13 protein-coding genes are annotated in these 18,034 nt (G+C 40.2%); 6 read left to right on the plus strand and 7 right to left on the minus strand.

The genetic code is table 11. The features are described 5' to 3' along the window. Positions 1–14: 14 nt before the first annotated feature. The 5 genes from panB to mdoH all read left to right on the plus strand — a co-directional run bounded on the left by panB (position 15) and on the right by mdoH (position 5,849). Positions 15–809: a 3-methyl-2-oxobutanoate hydroxymethyltransferase gene (gene panB / locus H5154_RS01525; RefSeq protein ID WP_145235375.1), complete on the plus strand. Its 795-nt coding sequence runs from the start codon at positions 15–17 to the stop codon at positions 807–809. Further along, a complete protein-coding gene (panC, locus tag H5154_RS01530) occupies positions 809–1,660 on the plus strand; it encodes a pantoate--beta-alanine ligase (RefSeq protein ID WP_182717173.1) in 852 nt (283 codons plus the stop codon). The genes panB and panC overlap by 1 nt, the downstream gene beginning before the upstream one ends. A gap of 17 nt (positions 1,661–1,677) precedes the next feature. Next, the gene (locus H5154_RS01535; protein WP_182717174.1) at positions 1,678–1,917 is read left to right on the plus strand and encodes a hypothetical protein; all 240 of its coding nucleotides are present in this window, start codon (positions 1,678–1,680) and stop codon (positions 1,915–1,917) included. A 334-nt stretch (positions 1,918–2,251) separates the two neighbouring features. After that, positions 2,252–3,916 carry a glucan biosynthesis protein gene (locus H5154_RS01540; protein WP_259398432.1) on the plus strand — a complete coding sequence of 555 codons (1,665 nt, stop codon included), beginning with the start codon at positions 2,252–2,254 and terminating at the stop codon, positions 3,914–3,916. After that, entirely contained in the window at positions 3,888–5,849 is a 1,962-nt protein-coding gene (gene mdoH, locus H5154_RS01545; RefSeq protein WP_145235370.1) for a glucans biosynthesis glucosyltransferase MdoH, read from the plus strand. The genes H5154_RS01540 and mdoH overlap by 29 nt, the downstream gene beginning before the upstream one ends. A gap of 77 nt (positions 5,850–5,926) precedes the next feature. On the opposite strand, the gene H5154_RS01550 is transcribed toward mdoH, so the two are convergent. The 6 genes from H5154_RS01550 to epd form a co-directional block, all read right to left on the minus strand. Beyond that, entirely contained in the window at positions 5,927–6,895 is a 969-nt protein-coding gene (locus H5154_RS01550; protein ID WP_145235368.1) for a PstS family phosphate ABC transporter substrate-binding protein, read from the minus strand. A 111-nt stretch (positions 6,896–7,006) separates the two neighbouring features. Continuing rightward, positions 7,007–8,314, minus strand: a complete 1,308-nt coding sequence (gene phoR, locus H5154_RS01555) for a phosphate regulon sensor histidine kinase PhoR (RefSeq protein WP_149982118.1) — start codon at positions 8,312–8,314, stop codon at positions 7,007–7,009. 71 nt (positions 8,315–8,385) lie between these two features. Then, entirely contained in the window at positions 8,386–9,075 is a 690-nt protein-coding gene (gene phoB, locus H5154_RS01560) for a phosphate regulon transcriptional regulator PhoB (RefSeq protein WP_145235364.1), read from the minus strand. Between the two features lie 625 nt (positions 9,076–9,700). Then, entirely contained in the window at positions 9,701–10,765 is a 1,065-nt protein-coding gene (gene fba / locus H5154_RS01565) for a class II fructose-bisphosphate aldolase (RefSeq protein WP_145235361.1), read from the minus strand. 230 nt (positions 10,766–10,995) lie between these two features. Then, the gene (locus tag H5154_RS01570) at positions 10,996–12,171 is read right to left on the minus strand and encodes a phosphoglycerate kinase (protein ID WP_182717175.1); all 1,176 of its coding nucleotides are present in this window, start codon (positions 12,169–12,171) and stop codon (positions 10,996–10,998) included. A gap of 69 nt (positions 12,172–12,240) precedes the next feature. Beyond that, positions 12,241–13,257: an erythrose-4-phosphate dehydrogenase gene (gene epd, locus H5154_RS01575; RefSeq protein WP_145235357.1), complete on the minus strand. Its 1,017-nt coding sequence runs from the start codon at positions 13,255–13,257 to the stop codon at positions 12,241–12,243. A gap of 492 nt (positions 13,258–13,749) precedes the next feature. Between epd and H5154_RS01580 the strand changes: the two genes are divergently transcribed. Next, positions 13,750–14,412 (plus strand): response regulator transcription factor, encoded by a 663-nt coding sequence (locus H5154_RS01580; protein ID WP_145235355.1) that lies wholly within the window; start codon positions 13,750–13,752, stop codon positions 14,410–14,412. On the opposite strand, the gene H5154_RS01585 is transcribed toward H5154_RS01580, so the two are convergent. Further along, complete coding sequence (locus H5154_RS01585) at positions 14,409–17,948, minus strand: PAS-domain containing protein (RefSeq protein WP_182717176.1); 3,540 nt, start codon at positions 17,946–17,948, stop codon at positions 14,409–14,411. The two genes, H5154_RS01580 and H5154_RS01585, sit on opposite strands and share 4 nt — an antisense overlap. Positions 17,949–18,034: the final 86 nt, after the last annotated feature.

Raw genomic sequence — 18,034 nt, forward strand, 5'->3', positions numbered from 1 at the left:
CCTACGAGGATACTATGTCTAAAATAACCGTTTCTACGCTTAATAAAATGAAAGCAGACCAACAAAAAATCACGGCATTAACGGCCTACGATGCCAGCTTTGCAAAGTTATTTCATGATAACGGCGTAGACGTTATTTTAGTCGGTGATTCCTTAGGCATGGTGTTACAAGGTGGCGACGATACCCTGGCTGTCACCAATCAAGATATTGCCTATCATACTCGCAGCGTACGCGCCGGGAGCCGTGATTTATTCGTCATTGCGGATATGCCATTTATGACCTACTCAAACCCAGCCGAGAGCTGTAAAAATGCAGCAGAATTAATGCGAGCTGGCGCTAACATGGTCAAACTTGAGGGGGGCGAATGGCTGTATGACTCAGTTGTTGCGCTGACTCAACAAGGTATACCGGTATGTGGACATTTAGGCTTAACACCGCAATCAGTACATGTGTTTGGTGGTTTTAAAATCCAAGGCCGTAGTGAACAACAAGCACAAAAAATGATTAGCGATGCTCAGGCGCTTGCCGCGGCAGGCGCACAAATGCTGGTTCTTGAATGTATTCCATCTGAACTTGCCAAATTAATTACTGACGCGGTTAATATTCCTACCATTGGTATTGGTGCAGGTAATCAAACTGATGGCCAAATTCTAGTCATGCATGACTTAGTTGGCATTTCAGCAGGTTACATCCCTAAATTTTCTAAAAACTTTTTACTCGAAACAGGCAATATGCCGGATGCGGTTAAAAAATATTGTAGCGACGTTAAAAGTGGTGCTTTTCCAAGCACGGAACATGAGTTTAAATAATGCAGTCGATCACTGAAATAAAATCATTACGTAGTCAAATTAAAGCATGGCGCCAAGCTGGGCTTAGTGTAGCACTAGTGCCAACTATGGGTAATCTACATCAAGGGCATTTTTCACTCGTTGAGAAAGCCAAAAACATGGCTGATAAAGTCGTGGTTAGTATTTTTGTAAACCCAATGCAATTTGGTGTCAACGAAGATCTTGATAACTACCCGCGCACCCTCATTGCGGATAAACAAGGACTGGCAGAGCTTGATACTGATATTGTATTTACCCCAAGTGTGGAAGCCATTTACCCTAACGGTTTAGATGCGCAAAGCTTTGTCGATGTACCAAATATATCAATGGGTTATTGCGGCGGATCACGTCCAGGTCATTTTCGCGGTGTAGCAACGGTGGTTACTAAATTATTTAACTTAGTACAGCCTGACTATGCGTGCTTTGGTGAAAAAGACTATCAACAGTTGCAAGTGATTAAAACCATGGCTCATGACCTGTCAATTCCAGTAGAAATTATTGGCGTTGCAACCAGCCGTGAAGTGTCAGGGTTGGCGATGAGCTCTCGCAATGGCTACTTATCAGAAGCTCAAAAAGAAACAGCGACAGTGCTATTTAAAACCCTTAATTGGAGCGCAGAACAGTTAAACTCGGGACAACGTGATTTTGACGACATATGCCGACAAGCAAAGCAGCAACTAGAGCAAGCAGGGCTCAAAATTGACTACTTTGAAATAGCTCAGCGCGATACCTTAAAAAAAGCTACACTCAATGATAGTCAACTAGTGATTTTGGCGGCAGCCTTCTTAGGGCCAGTAAGGCTAATAGACAATCTGCTCGTTGATATTACATAACAATAATTGGAATAAGCATGAATTCATTATTAAAATTATCAAGCATTTCGCTGTGTATAGGCATATTAGCTGGGTGTCAAAACCAAATAGAAAACCCAGAAATGCAGCAATGCGCACAACAGAATTATCAATGTGAAGTGAACTGTGAACAGCAAAGTACCGGCGAAGGCATGGCATATAAAGTATGTAGTACCAAATGTATTGAAGCCTACAACCAATGCAAAGCAAATGCCCAAGCATTAGGTAATGTGCAATAACTGATATTAACTTGCCAATTATCATGATTGGCAAGTTTCCTCCCCCTGCGCCTACTTTAGGCAAACTTTCTACATCCAACCATCGTGATTTTTCTGCCATTCACCTTAGAGCAAGGTTTAGTTTAGTAATATCTACTTATATTAGTAAGAAGTAGTCATACATTGCGTGTAATTATTTCCAGCTTACACAAAGAAAGTACACCCTCTACGATACTAATAAACATAAAGTCATTGAAATATATAAGTTTATTTTAGGTTCGTTTTTTGCAAACTTGAATTCAACTAACTAAAGCATTTTAAAATTAACCAGATAACGGCTAAAGGAAAAAACCTCATGGAAACGATAACGCGGGCAGCTCTGTATCCATCATTTAAAAAGAGGGCATTATTAAGTGCATTATTAGCCTTGTGTGCATGTAATGTCAGTGCGGCAGAACAACCAATAACAAAATCTGATGCGGGTACTGCTGATGCTGTACCAACTACACAGCCAACTTTGCTTACAATCCCTTCTGAAAAATTATTTGCGGTGGTAACAGCTAGAGCCAAACAACTGGCTGCAAAAGACTACGTAGCAGCTCCCGTAATTGCTGTTGATGCGTTAAATAATATTAATTATCAGGACTATCGAGCGATTCGTTTTCGTCAAGATCATGCGATCTGGAAAGATGAAAGTTTATATGAGGTACAGTTATTCCATCCAGGTTTTCTCTATAAAAACCCTATCGCGATTAACACAGTTGATGCTGATGCGAAGGTAAAAAATCTACCATTTAAAACTGATTACTACCGCTATGATGGCACCGCAGCACCACTTGAGCAGGAAATTACCACAGCTTTAGGCACCACTCAGTTAGGGCATGCTGGTTTTAGAGTACATTTTCCACTCAATAATAATGAGTACAAAGATGAGGTAGCGGTATTTCAAGGCGCTTCATATTTTCGCATAGTGGGCCCTGATCAAGTGTATGGTATTTCAGCACGCGGCCTGGCGATTGATACAGCACTCAGCTCTGGTGAAGAGTTTCCAGTATTTAAAGAGTTTTGGTTAGTTAAGCCAAAACCTGAAGACACTCACATTGTGTTATATGCATTACTTGATAGTCCTTCTGTTACTGGCGCATATCGTTTTGAGATCAGTCCATCAACAGCAACTGAAGTAACAACTAAAATGCAAATATTCGCCCGCAAAGATATCAAAAAACTAGGTATAGCACCGCTTACAAGCATGTTTTACCACGGCGAAAATAGCACTAAATTCTTTGATGATTACCGACCAGAAGTACATGACTCTGATGGTTTACTAATGCAATCACAAGACAATAAATGGGTGTGGCGTCCGCTAAATAACCCTAAACAGCTTAGTGTAACGTCATTTGGTTATGACAATCCAAAAGGTTTTGGACTAGCACAGCGCGACCGTGAGTTTAATAACTATCTCGATACTGAGGCACATTATCATGCCCGCCCAAGCCTGTGGATTGAACCACAAGGACAATGGGGAAATGGTCGAGTTGAGTTAGTAGAAATACCGACTGATACCGAGACCAATGACAATATCGTTAGCTATTGGGTACCAGAGCAACCACTTAAAGCAGGTGAAACACTTAGTTTTAGTTATAAATTGTCAACATTTAACGCGGCGCTTGCAAGCCAAGATAAAGCCCGAGTTTTACGCACTCGCATTGGCAGTGCTGCATTACCCGGTGAAGAAAATCCACCACCAAAAAGTCATCGCCAATTTACGGTTGACTTCACTGGTGACAATATTAACAACTTGTCAGCCAAACTAAAATTGCTTGCTAATTTGACCCTAAATTCAGGTGAAATAAGCGATAAAACAGTTCAACAATTACCAAATAATGAAGGATGGCGTGTTGCTTTTAAAGTCGCGCCAGAGAGCGGTAAGCCTGTAGACATGCGCTTATCATTAACACTACGTGACAAAGAAGTTAGCGAGGTATGGAGTTATGTCTGGTATCCAAATGACGTCGAGTAACAGTACAATGCCTTTTAAAAAGACTCGTGTATGGCTTTTTTCACTGTTAGTGTTAGCCATCTCAGCTTACGGTATGTGGATCATGTTTGATATTTTAAATTCAAATGGCATGACCCCGCTTGAGTATGCATTACTTGCGCTGTTTTCAATTACCTTCACTTGGATTGTGACCGCATTTTGCAGTGGCTGTATGGGATTTATTTTACAATTATTTAGAATTGACCCGCTGACACTGACGCGCCAAAAAGCAATCGAAATTGATCAGCAAGCATTGAGTAAAACCAGAACTGCTGTCGTTATGCCTATCTACAATGAAGATACGCAGCGAGTTATCGCAGGTTTTGAAGTGAGCTTACGTTCACTGATAAAAACAGGCCAATTTGCGCATTTTGATTTCTACTTATTAAGTGATACACAAGATAAAGAAATAGCTAACAATGAGCTAAAAGCGTGGCATGCCTTGACCGAACGCCTAGGTGATTTTGCCAAACAAACTTTTTACCGCCGCCGTGAAGATAACAAACACCGTAAAGTAGGTAACTTAACTGACTTTTGCGAGCGTTGGGGCAGTAAATACGAGCACATGATTGTACTTGATGCAGATAGCATCATGACGGGTCAGTGTATGCTTGAGCTCACCAGCAGCATGATCAACAATCCACAAGCTGGGCTTATTCAAACGATTCCGATCCCTGTTAGGCAAGATACCTTCTTTGGTCGCTTTCTACAGTTTGCGTCAGTACTTTATAGTCCAATGCTAGCAACCGGTTCAGCTTTTTGGCAGACTAATCACGCTAATTACTGGGGACACAATGCCGTCATTCGGGTTAAAGCGTTTATTGATTGCTGCGGTTTACCGGTGCTCAAAGGTAATGCCCCTTTCGGCGGCGAAATTTTAAGCCATGACTTTGTCGAAGCATCGTTGCTGCATCGTTCTGGCTGGGATGTATTATTACTCAGTGATATACAAGGTAGCTACGAAGAAGTACCGAGTAATATTTTAGATTACGCTATTCGCGACAGGCGTTGGGTGCAAGGCAACATTCAACATTTAGGTTTGTTACCTGCGTCGGGTTTAAAAATAATCAGCAAGCTGCACTTTTTATTAGGTGCAACGGCATATATTTCATCATTAATTTGGTTATCAATGTTAGTGCTAAGTACCATAGATGCGGTCACCCGCGCACTAAACAGTAATGTCTATTTTAATCAGGCGTATCAATTATTTCCGACTTGGCAAATAGCAAAAACAGAATTAATTAACTCGTTGCTTTTTGTCACAATTGTGTTGTTATTATTACCGAAATTAATGGGGATTATTGTCACACTGATCCATCGTAATAAACAATTTGGCGGCTCATTTAAATTAATTTTAGGCTCAATCATTGAAACCGTGTTTGCCATTATTATCGCCCCGCTGATGATGGTTTTTCATAGCTACTTTGTGGTGTGTGTATTTTTAGGTAAAAAAGTAACGTGGGACGCCCAGCCTCGATCAGGCCGCATGGTTCCGTGGCAAGAAGCGATAGGTTACACATTACTATCAACCTTAATCGCCTTAGCTTGGGGCGGTATTGCTTATTACTTTACGCCTGTATTCTTTTGGTGGTTATCGCCGATCTTAGTTGGATTGATCTTAGCAGCCCCAATTGTACGATATTCAAGTAGCATAGGCTTAGGGGTTAAATTACGTAAAATGGGCATATTTATTTGCCCGAGTGAAGTTGATAATAACGACACCCTTGCAGCCTTACGTGTACATGAGCAAGAAATAGCATTACCGAATGATGATGTTGCTAACTTTACAATCCCTACATTGGGGCAAGAGCAACCTAGCGTAATGCCAATTCAGAGCTTTAAGCGCCAAGGTTTAAGTAAACGTAAACGCGTTTTAAATGCCCATCAACAGCTCAAAAAGAAGCTGTTTAACTAACCTGAACCTAGTTGATATAAAAAAACCGCGCAATTTACATTGCGCGGTTTTTTATTAACTCATAGTTGGCGTTAAGTTTAAAGAAGACCTAGCTTCTTAAGTTCGCCCATTGCCATCTTGCCAGAAAGTGGTACATAACCATCTTTCTCTACAATTTTTTGGCCATCTTGTGATAACACCATTTTTAAGAACTCTGCTTCAATAGGTGCAAGCGGTTTATTCGGGTGTTTATTCACATAAACATATAAAAAGCGCGACAGTGGGTATTTACCTGTTGCTACATTTTCAAGTGTTGCATCAACAAAGTTATCGCCTTTTTTCGCCAGTGGTACAGTACGTACGCCTGATGTTTTATAACCGATACCTGAGTAACCAATTGCATTCACTGATGAAGAAATTGATTGCACTACCGATGCTGAACCTGGTTGCTCGTTCACGTTGTTACGGAAGTCACCTTTACATAGCGCTTTGTTTTTAAAGTATCCGTAAGTACCAGATACAGAATTACGGCCATAAAGCTGAATGTCTTTTGCAGCCCAATTCCCCGTTAAACCTACATCACTCCAACGAGTCACATCTGCATCAGCACCACATTTACGAGTTGAAGAGAAAATCGCATCGATTTGGTCGATACGTAAACCTTCAATTGGATTGTCTTTATGAACAAATACTGCCAATGCATCAATCGCTACACGTACTTCAGTAGGTTTATAACCGTAACGTTTTTCAAACGCTTCGATTTCTTTTGATTTCATTCTGCGGCTCATCGGGCCAAAGTTTGCTGTGCCTTCTGTCAATGCCGGTGGCGCAGTAGATGAACCAGCCGCTTGAATTTGGATGTTCACATTTGGGTAAATACGTTTATATTCTTCAGCCCAAAAGGTCATCATGTTGGCTAAAGTATCAGAGCCCACAGATGAAAAATTACCTGAAATACCACTGGTTTTTTGATACTCAGGAATAACTGTATCTACTGCCATTGCTTGTGCAGATACAAATGTTGTTACTGCCACACCCATTGCGGCTACTAGGTTTTTAAATCTCATTAGGTTGCTCCGATTTTGTTCGTCCATTTCTTAACTGTCGTCTACTCTAAAGAGAATAGATGACAGTTAGATTACTCTAAAATGACACTTTTATGACTTTGGCTTTTTGGCTCAATTATTTAATAGCACTGTTTTTTCACGACTAAAAGCAAACGAAAAACATGATCCTTCGCCTAATTTACTTTTAATTATCAATTGGCTATCGTGACGAGTTAATACATGTTTGGTGATGGCTAAACCCAGCCCTGAGCCACCGGTTGTACGACTACGCGCTTTATCAACCCGATAAAAACGCTCAGTTAAACGATTAATATGCTCTGGTGCAATACCATCGCCATTATCAACCACTGAAAAGTACGCTTGATTATCTTTTAGCTGCCAGCTTACGGTTATTTTACCGCCCGCCTTGGTGTAATGAATGGCATTAAACACTAAATTAGAGAAGGCACTGCGCAGCTCCTCTTCAGCGCCTTTTATATCGACGTTAGCATCAATATCAAATATCAACTCATGCCCTTTGTCTTGATTCAATGATTGTGCTTCAGTCCTAATATAGCTAAGTAACTGCGGTACATTGATCGCTTTATCATTATCTTGACGTCGAGCGCCTTCAATACGTGATAACGATAATAGCTGATTTACCAAGCTATCCATGCGTTTACACTGTTCAAGCATAGTACCTTGTGCTTTATTCCACATTGCCGGTGGTGGCACCATATCGCCATCAAACATTTCTAAGTAACCTGTAACAACGGTTAATGGCGTACGTAGCTCATGAGATACATTGGCAACAAAGTCTTTGCGCATTTGCTCAAGTTGCTTCAGTCGCGTGACATCACGCACAACAACCATTAATTGTGAGCTGGCATATGGCATTACCCGAAACTCTAAAACTTGCTCAACACTGTGACCACTTTCAAGTTCTAATGCTTCATCAAACAATTCCGTTTGCATGTATTTCGCAAATTTAGGATCGCGAATAAGGTTGTCAAGCCGTTGACCATGATCCGCTGGCCACTGTAATCCAAGCACTTTTAAAGCTAGTTGATTACACCAAACAATACTTAAATCACGTTGTAGAACAATAACCGCATCAGGCACTGCTTCTGCGCCATCGCGAAAACGACGGATCAAATCAGCTAATTCATTACGTTTTTTACGGTTGCGATGTTGTAAATGGTAGATCCCTTCAAATACTTGCTCCCATGCCCCCTCGCCTTCAGGTGGATTAAAACTACGTTGATTCAATAGCCAATCACTGAGCCGATAGAGTTGATGATAATGCCAAACAAGCAGTGAAAAAGATCCTAAAAATAAAAGCAAAAATGGCGCACCAATAAGCACGCCAATTAATAATAAAGGTAGGAAATAGATAAACAGACGCTTTGCTAACGCCTGCTTATTAACAACTCGATACATACACTCACTTTACCTTAGAGTAAGTAAATTTAAGCCAAAATTAATTATTGGCTTGGTCATCTCCATGACACTTATAATTTACTGGAAAAACGATAGCCTGCACCACGTACAGTTTGTACTAAACGGTCATGACCAAGCGGTGCAATCGCTTTGCGTAAGCGACGAATATGCACGTCTACGGTTCTATCTTCAACATAGACATTAGTCCCCCATACGTTATCTAGTAGCTGTTCACGGCTATAAACACGTTCAGGGTGAGTCATAAAGAAATGCAATAAGCGAAATTCTGTCGGTCCCATATCCAACTCGCTACCTTCAGAGGTAACACGGTGTGAAATAGGATCAAGACGTAAACCATGTACATCAATCGCTTCTTCCAATGAAGTAGGCGACACACGACGAATAACGGCTTTAATACGCGCCATTAATTCTTTTGGTGAAAATGGTTTAGTAACATAATCATCAGCACCGACTTCAAGACCGCGAACTTTATCTTCTTCTTCGCCGCGAGCAGTCAGCATAATAATAGGAATTTGGCGAGTATATTCACTTTGCTTAAACTTTTTAGCAATTTGAATTCCACTACCACCTGGTAGCATCCAATCTAATAACACCATATCTGGATAAGGCTCTACCATCGCTGCAATGGCTGAATCGTAATCTTCCGCTTCAATCGCTTGAAAACCATTTTGCTCTAATACAAAAACCAGCATCTCTCTGATCGGTGCTTCGTCATCGACGACAAGTACTTTACGTGACATTCCAATTTATCTCTTTCGTTATCGAACTAGTTTTCATTATTATGACTAAGTATGACATTTTTATGAAAGTGTAACGTGTAAATCGAAATGCGGGGTAAAAAATGCAAAATAAACCTTTTTAAGGTACATAATTAGCATGCATTATCAAATTTCACATTTAAAAATCATACTTTATAATTGCTACATTACTACTTTGTATTAAATTCCCCTTTCAATAATCAACTATACAGTATCACGATGTAAGCCACGAAAGCATCTTCATACTCTAACTCAATTAAAACGCCTATTAACATCGGCGATCATTAACAGAGATCAAAATCCTACCAAGTTTCATTTCAGGGATCATTCGTTTACCAACCGAGTTAGATCTGGGATCAGTGTTTTACCTAGCCAAAGCCATAAGTTGTTGATCATTTATACAACAAAGCTTTGAAATGGCTATTTTTATAACAAAACCTCTGCCAATCAAGCTGATCCTTAGTAAAAATCTGATCCCAACAAAGTACAGTTAGTAAAGCAATGATCCCAAAGCCCCTGCTTGGTAAAATAATGATCTTTTACGATCAGGCATAAAAAAGCCAGTAGCTTTAACACTACTGGCTGTTTTATAACTTAATAAATTAAATTATTTAATTTTCGGATCTAATTCACCCGTTAAATATTTAAGGTGCATCTCATCAAGTGAGATTGGTTTGATCTTACCTGCTTGACCCGCTGTACCAAATGACTCATAACGTGCAACACAGATCTCTGTCATTGCTTTTGTCGCTTCAGCTAAATACTTACGTGGATCAAAGTTTGCTGGATTAAGCGCAAGATGGCGACGAATAGCCCCTGTAGATGCTAATCGTAAGTCTGTATCGATATTTACTTTACGCACACCAAACTTAATTCCCTCAACGATCTGCTCAACTGGCACACCATAGGTTTCTGGGATCTCACCACCATATTGGTTGATGATCTCAAGCCATTCTTGCGGCACTGATGACGAACCGTGCATAACTAAGTGAGTGTTAGGAATACGTGCGTGGATCGCTTTAATACGATCAATCGCCAAAATATCATCCGTTGGCGGACGTGTAAATTTATACGCGCCGTGTGAAGTACCACACGCAATCGCTAAGGCATCAACATGGGTTTTACTTACAAAATCGGCCGCTTCTTCTGGATCAGTTAGCATTTGATCTGTGGTTAGTTTACCTTCAGCACCAACGCCATCTTCTTCGCCAGCTTCGCCAGTTTCAAGTGAGCCTAGCACACCTAACTCGCCTTCAACAGACACACCACAAGAGTGTGCAAGTTCAACAGTTTTACGCGTTACATCAACGTTATACTCATATGATGATGGTGTTTTACCATCGCTCATTAACGAGCCATCCATCATCACTGATGAAAAACCTAATTGAATTGAACGTTGGCAAACGCCAGGTGAGGTACCGTGATCTTGATGCATTACCACTGGAATATGTGGCCACTCTTCAATCGCAGCTAAAATCATATGACGTATAAATGGGGCACCAGCATAGGCACGAGCGCCAGCTGAACCTTGTACAATTACTGGGCTGTTAGTTTTGTCAGCCGCCATCATAATAGCGCGGATCTGCTCTTGGTTATTAACGTTAAATGCTGGTACGCCATAACCATGTTCAGCTGCATGATCAAGAAGTTGTCGCATACTGATTAAAGCCATTTGGTATTCTCCAAATTGTCGATAGCTGCGCACGCGCAAAACTACCTAGTTCGAACGGAATAGTTGAGTTCGGTGCAATCACTGCACCTCGATAGTATTGGCTCTTGCCAAATCTACCGTTATACAAAACCAGCTATTAAATAAGGGTGAGAGGTATTTAATATCTGATCACACTCAGTGTAGTTAGCAGCCTAAACTAACGATTGCTAACTACATTGAGTAAACGCTAATTACTTAGCGCGTTGTTCAAGCATAGCAACTGCTGGTAATTTTTTCCCTTCTAAAAACTCAAGGAAAGCACCACCGCCAGTTGAAATATACGAAATTTTATCGGCAATGCCGTATTTATCAATCGCTGCTAACGTATCACCGCCACCAGCTATTGAGAACGCATTTGAATTAGCGATTGCTTGAGCAATAGCACGGGTGCCATTACCAAACTGGTCAAATTCAAATACACCTACCGGACCATTCCATACAACAGTACCTGCATTAGTAATAATTTTTGCAAGTTTGCTCGCTGTATCTGGGCCAATATCAAAAATCATATCTGTGTCTGTTACTTCGCTAACATCTTTTAATGTTGCAACGGCTGATTCTGAAAACTCATTGCCAACAACCACATCAGTAGGTACTGGTATTTCACCATTATTACTTTTAGCAGCCGCACTTAGCTTATTTGCTTCATCAATTAGGTCAGCTTCGTATAATGACTTACCAACCGGGTAGCCTGCCGCAGCAATAAAGGTATTTGCAATACCGCCACCAGTGACTAATTGATCAACAATCGTTGAAAGTGAATCAAGTACTGTTAGTTTAGTTGATACTTTAGAGCCGCCCACAATCGCCACTAATGGACGAGCTGGGTTATCAAGTGCTTTACCTAATGCCTCTAATTCAGCCGCCAATAGTGGGCCTGCACAAGCAACATCTGCAAATAAACCAACGCCATGGGTAGACGCTTGAGCACGATGGGCGGTACCAAATGCATCCATTACATACACATCACATAATGCAGCAAGCTTTTTAGATAACGCTTCGTCATCTTTGCTTTCGCCAACATTAAAGCGTACGTTTTCAAAAACGACCACTTCATTATCAGCAATTTCAACGCCATTTAAGTAATCTTTTTCAAGACGTACATTTTGTTCAAGTGCTTCATTAAGGTAATCAACAACTGGCGCTAAAGAAAACGCTTCATCATATTCCCCTTCCGTAGGGCGGCCTAGGTGTGACATAACCATTACTTTAGCGCCTTTTTCAAGGGCTAATTTAATACTCGGTAATGCAGCACGAATACGTGCATCTGAGGTCACTTTACCTGCTTTTACTGGTACATTTAAATCTTCACGAATTAACACGCGTTTGCCGTTTAAATCTAAATCCGCCATATTTATGACCGACATGGACTTCTCCTTAGTTAACGATACTGACTTGAAATATATAGGTTTTATTTTTAGGTTTGAACTTTTATATTAATTACTTGCTGCCATCATCACTCGTGCTGTATCGAGCATTCTATTAGCAAACCCCCACTCATTATCACACCACACTAACAACTTTATCAGTCGTTTATGACTGACTCGTGTCTGTGTGCCATCTATAATACAAGAATGTGGGTCATGATTAAAATCAACCGAGACCAATGGCTCTTCGGTATAACTTAAAATACCTTCTAGGCGGTCTCTCGCTGCTGCTTTTAATACCTTATTCACCGCTTTTAAATCAACATCGGCGTTGACAGTCACACTCAAATCCATCGCAGTAACATTGATAGTAGGTACTCGCACCGAAATAGCTTCAAAGCGGCCATGGAACTTAGGTAAAATACGCTCAATACCGCGAGCTAATTTAGTATCAACGGGAATAATCGACTGACTCGCAGCGCGGGTACGACGTAAATCATGATGATAAGCATCAATTACTTGCTGATCATTCATCGACGCATGAATAGTCGTAATCGCCCCTGATTCTATACCAAAGGCATCATCAAGTACTTTAATCACCGGTACTATACAGTTTGTGGTACATGATCCATTAGAGACAATCGTATGCTCAGCGAGTAGTTCATCATCATTGATACCATAAACAATAGTGGCATCAACATCCGCATCTGCGGGCTGAGAAAATAAGACTTTCTTTGCGCCAGCATCAAGATGTAACTGCGCATGTTCACGAGAGTGATACACACCAGTACATTCTAAAACCACATCAACATCAAGTAACTGCCAAGGTAATTCACGCGGGTTTTGTTCTGCAAATAAAGCAATTGTATCGCCCGCTACCGATAAGGTGTCTTCACCTAAAGTAACTGGAAACGCAAAACGGCCATGAGACGTATCATATTTAAGAAGATGAGCGATCCCTTGAGGATCAGCAAGTTCATTAATCGCAACAATTTTGATCTCGTCGCTTAAGCCCGATTCATAAAGAGCGCGAACAATATTTCGACCAATTCGACCAAAACCATTGATTGCAAGTTTGATTGCCATGAAGAAGAAAATCCACTCTAGTTGCTTGCAGATAAAGGCAACCTGCCTTTTAGATGCGCGTATTGTAATCGACCTTTGTCTTGATTATAAGAGGGAAAGTTAAATAAATGTTTTAAGCCCGCTTTTGATGCTGCAATTTTGGTAATCGACCTTTGTCTTGATTATAAGAGGGAAAGTTAAATAAATGTGTTAAGCCTGCTTTTGATGCTGCAATTTTGGTAATCGACCTTTAATCTGAATATAAAAGGCAAGATTAAATAAATGTTTACTCCCTCTCCTTTCTTCCTGATATCTACTCATAACATAGAATAAAACAGCGCTTATAGGTTCATTTTCACGAGTGAATTTTAGTCAATTTATGCTATTTAGGTTTATTATTATTGAATTATTTTATAATAGCGTTACTTTATTCAAGACAACGAACACTATTCAATCAAAAAACAATTGATGAAACTAAAAGATCATTAATCTAAACATTAGGTTAGAAATAAAATGACAACACACACAAAAATCTTAATTGCAGATGATCACCCGCTGTTTCGACAAGCACTATTACTTATGCTGGAATCAAGCTTTAATAATGCTTGCCTACTTGAAGCCGAAACAATTCCCGAATTAGAGCACAAATTAGCAAACACCACAGATGTTGATCTGATCTTACTCGATCTTGATATTCCGGGTGCACAGGGTTTTAATACGCTGAGTAATATACGTGAGCTGTATCCTGAAATAGGGGTGATTGTAGTATCAGGTTTTGAAGAGCCTGATACCATACGCAAAGCGATGAGCCTGGGTGCAGCAGGCTTTATACCTAAATCAACTCCCGTCCCTGAGATGATAAAAGCAATAGAAGATGTGCTACAAGGCAAACTATGGACACCCACCGATGATCACAATAAAAATACGCCAGAGCAACAGCAAGCAGAAAAGTTAGCAACATTAACGCCCCAACAGCATAAAATATTACACATGTTTGCCGATGGTTTGTTAAATAAACAAATCGCCTACGAACTTAGCTTGTCTGAATCTACAATCAAAAGCCATGCCAGCACAATATACTTAAAACTTGGGGTAAAAAGTCGAACTCAAGCCGTGATTTTATTAAACGAGCAGCAACTGGCACAAGCATCACTTTCACCTTTTCATCGCCATTAACTATTATAATTTTTTTCTAGCTGTTTAGTTAATAAAGCACTCATCAACGCCCGTAATGCGACGGGCTTGATGATTTTCCGCAAATAGCCAATATCGGCTTGCTTTGCCTGTACTTGCACTAACTCATCAGTTGTTGCGGTGATTAAAATCGCAGGTAATGGATACTGGCTGATTGCTCGAATACGCTTGATTAATTCAATGCCATTACAGCCATCAAGATGCTCCGAGTGAGGCTTTTGCTCCTGTCGCTCAGAGTAGTCTACTGTTACAATATGCAAAGGGTTAGCGGGGAACATTGGTTCAGCACTAAGTTGATAATCAACTAAGAGAATATCAATTTCATCTTCATGTGTTTTATAAAGTGCAGACGCCTCAGCTGCGGTTGTCGCGGTAAATACACGACATTTCCAGGCTGTTAAAAGCTCGGTCATACCTGCAATAACATCTTTTTCGTTATCAATACATAGCACCCCAACTCCTTGCAAAGTCATATTCTTAGGGGCAAGTGTCGGCTTTGTTTGCTGTACACGGTTTACAATCGGTACTTCAACGCTAAACAAGCAGCCATGCTCAGGCTCTGATACCAAGCCAACCTTATGCTCAAGAATATTAGCCAGGCTTTGTGCAATATTTAAACCCAACCCCAAGCCTTTAGGGCCAATCATTTGCGTCGATAATTGTGTAAATTGTTCAAATACTTCTTGCTGCTTATCTTCGGGGATGCCAGGTCCGTTATCAATCACTTGAATACTTAAGTAATTGCCCTTACGACGACAACCCAGCAATACTTTACCGTTATTTGCATAGCGAAATGCATTACTTAAAAAGTTTTGCACAATCCGCGTTAGCAAAGTTAGATCTGTGCGGATAAATAATTGACTTGAGTGACAGCGAAAATCAATTTTATAATCTTTACTCAAGGCAGAAAACTCCGAATGCAACATACTAAATACCCGCTCCAGTGCAATGTCATTGAAAACAGGGGCGATATTGCCACTTTCAATCCGCGCAATTTCATTTAAATCAAGTAATAGGTTATTTGCTATCTCTAACGAATTATCAATTTTCTTAATTTGCTCACGCTCTTGTATTGACACTCTAGGGCTCAAACATACCGCAGAAGAAAACAACCGAGCAGCCGACAATGGTTGCAAAAGATCATGACTACAGGCTCTTAAATATTGACTCTTTTTCAAATGAGCCTGCTCTGCTTTTAACCTTGCATCAGCGAGTTCTCGATTGGCTTTTTCAAGCTCTAAGTTTGCTAGTTCTAATTCTGTCGTGCGCGCAAGAACACGACTTTCAAGATCGGTGTTTTCTTCTTTTAAATAATTTTCTGCTCGGCGAAACTCCGTAATATCTGAGAAAATCATCACAAATCCTCCACCAGGTATTGGGTTCCCTTCAATTAACAGCACCTTACCATTGGCTAACTTTCGCTCTGATTTATGCTTACTACCGGCTTTTAAGTACTCAAGACGTTTATTAACCTGCCCCTCAATATTATGTATATAGCGATTTTGATTGCTAAGGTTGAAGCGGATCAACTGGCTAATTGGGCAACCAATATAGATTAAATTTTTAGGGTAATTAAAAATATCTAGATACTGCTTATTCCATGCTACTAAATTCAAATTAGCATCTATCACAGAGATCCCTTCACTGGTATTTTCAATCGCTCCTTGCAATACTGAACGACTAAATTCAAGTTGTTGAGTAGAGTTATCCTCAACAATTTTAGCAACTTGATCAAATGCGATATCACGACCAGCCAAAGCAAAAGAAATCACCAATTTGGCTGATGCCGAGCCCATTACACTCGCTAATGTCTGCTCTGCATGCAGTAATAAAGCCTCATTATAGGTTTTATGCTTTTTAATTTTATGTGATTGATTAAATTCAGCAAAGCACTCGGCTGCTTTGTCTTGACCAATAAAGCGAGCAATTAACAGCTCGAGTTCCTGACGATCTATTTTTGGTTGTTTAGGCAGATGTGAATCTTGTTTATTATCGGTTTCATAGAAATATTTACTCTGCATTTCTTCGCGAATATTTTGCCGAGTAAGCTGTGAAACAATAAACAGCACAATAAGGTTAATAGCCAAGCCAAACAAGGTAGCCACCGTTGTAGCAGGCCAATTTGTATTGCTTAACGGGTGTGCATAAAACCCAAGCTGTGGTAATAAATTAAACAGTGCCCAAATAGAGAAACCACAAAACATGCCCCAAAAAACGCCCTTTTGAGTTGCTCTTCGCCAAAAAAAAGCAGCAACCAATGCAGGCCCTATTTGCGCAATCGCGCCAAACGCAACCTCCCCAAGTGATGCCAGCGTATCAGGGGGAGATACCAGTAACATGCAATAACTAAGTGCAATAACCACCACCACTAATATTTTTCGGATCAATAATAATCGGGATTGAAAGTGTAAAAAGTCGTGGTGCTTACGAGGTGCTAATTTAAAAATTAATGGAAAAACAATTTCATTACTGAGCATAGTACTCAAAGCAATGGTCGATACAATTACCATTGAACTTGCCGCAGAAACCGCTCCTAAAAATGCAAATAGCGACAACCACTCTTGGCCGTTATAAGCGGGCAAAAATAAAACATACGCGTCAGGGTCTAAAGAGTGTCCATAATTTAATGTGCCAGCAAGGCCTATAGGGCCTGCAAAAAATGCGAATACCAAGATATAAATAGGCAATAACCAACGTGCTAAATTACTGGTTTTTTGCTCTTTAATTTCAACAAACATAACTTGAAATTGCCTTGGTAAACATAAAAAAGCTGACATAACGATGATCAATAAACCCACCATACCTACTAGGTTATAGCTTTCAAACTGCTGCGATAAGGACACGTAATCTTGTGACTTTTGCCAAATATCAGCGGGGGAATCATAAATAACAAATGATACAAATAAGCCAACAAGTAAAAAAGCGATCAGTTTAACTAACGATTCAAAGGCAATCGCTATCATGACGCCGGGATGACGCTCTGTTACATCGATAGTTCGAATGCCAAAGATAATGGTGAATCCAGCTAAAATCAGGCTAACGATTAAACCTAATTGCCAAATCGGAAAATCTTGGCTTTGCTGTAAAATTTTATAAGAGTAAACAATCGCTTTAAGCTGCAAAGCAATATAAGGCAAGGTGCCAATCATGGCCACTAACGTTACCAACAAGGCTAAGCTTTGTGATTTACCAAACCGAGCCGAAAGTAAATCAGCAATGGAAGTACTTTTGAGTTTGAGGCAGGTTTTTATGATCCGCTGAATAAAAGGCCAAGCAAATATAAATAATAAAATAGGGGCTAAATAAACCGAAATATAAGAAAAAGAGCTATTTGCCGCCTGCGCTGAAGTACCTAGAAACCCCCAAGACGTACAGTAAACCCCTAATGATAAGGCATAAATAATAGCATGCTGTTTGGCAACTAGCTTATGTCGATACTTGCCCCCAAGGTGGGCAATTAGAAATAACAAACTAATGTAACCAATACTTACACTAACCAACAACCAATTAGAAAACATCGCGCTCTTCTTTGTATCAAATTGTATTTATTATTATTTTCAATGCTTACTTTGCCCGTAAAACACAGCATATAACATTGGACTAA

It is taken from the genome of Pseudoalteromonas sp. SR44-5, assembly GCF_014163675.1.
In the GTDB taxonomy this organism is placed as follows: Bacteria; Pseudomonadota; Gammaproteobacteria; order Enterobacterales; family Alteromonadaceae; genus Pseudoalteromonas; species Pseudoalteromonas rhizosphaerae.

What these genes read in the sequence shown, in the direction of transcription:
- panB (WP_145235375.1), top strand. Translation starts at nt 15, where the DNA reads ATGTCTAAAATAACCGTTTCTACGCTTAATAAAATGAAAGCAGACCAA.
- panC (WP_182717173.1), top strand. Translation starts at nt 809, where the DNA reads ATGCAGTCGATCACTGAAATAAAATCATTACGTAGTCAAATTAAAGCA.
- H5154_RS01535 (WP_182717174.1), top strand. Translation starts at nt 1,678, where the DNA reads ATGAATTCATTATTAAAATTATCAAGCATTTCGCTGTGTATAGGCATA.
- H5154_RS01540 (WP_259398432.1), top strand. Translation starts at nt 2,252, where the DNA reads ATGGAAACGATAACGCGGGCAGCTCTGTATCCATCATTTAAAAAGAGG.
- mdoH (WP_145235370.1), top strand. Translation starts at nt 3,888, where the DNA reads ATGTCTGGTATCCAAATGACGTCGAGTAACAGTACAATGCCTTTTAAA.
- H5154_RS01550 (WP_145235368.1), bottom strand. Translation starts at nt 6,895, where the DNA reads ATGAGATTTAAAAACCTAGTAGCCGCAATGGGTGTGGCAGTAACAACA.
- phoR (WP_149982118.1), bottom strand. Translation starts at nt 8,314, where the DNA reads ATGTATCGAGTTGTTAATAAGCAGGCGTTAGCAAAGCGTCTGTTTATC.
- phoB (WP_145235364.1), bottom strand. Translation starts at nt 9,075, where the DNA reads ATGTCACGTAAAGTACTTGTCGTCGATGACGAAGCACCGATCAGAGAG.
- fba (WP_145235361.1), bottom strand. Translation starts at nt 10,765, where the DNA reads ATGGCTTTAATCAGTATGCGACAACTTCTTGATCATGCAGCTGAACAT.
- H5154_RS01570 (WP_182717175.1), bottom strand. Translation starts at nt 12,171, where the DNA reads ATGTCGGTCATAAATATGGCGGATTTAGATTTAAACGGCAAACGCGTG.
- epd (WP_145235357.1), bottom strand. Translation starts at nt 13,257, where the DNA reads ATGGCAATCAAACTTGCAATCAATGGTTTTGGTCGAATTGGTCGAAAT.
- H5154_RS01580 (WP_145235355.1), top strand. Translation starts at nt 13,750, where the DNA reads ATGACAACACACACAAAAATCTTAATTGCAGATGATCACCCGCTGTTT.
- H5154_RS01585 (WP_182717176.1), bottom strand. Translation starts at nt 17,948, where the DNA reads ATGTTTTCTAATTGGTTGTTGGTTAGTGTAAGTATTGGTTACATTAGT.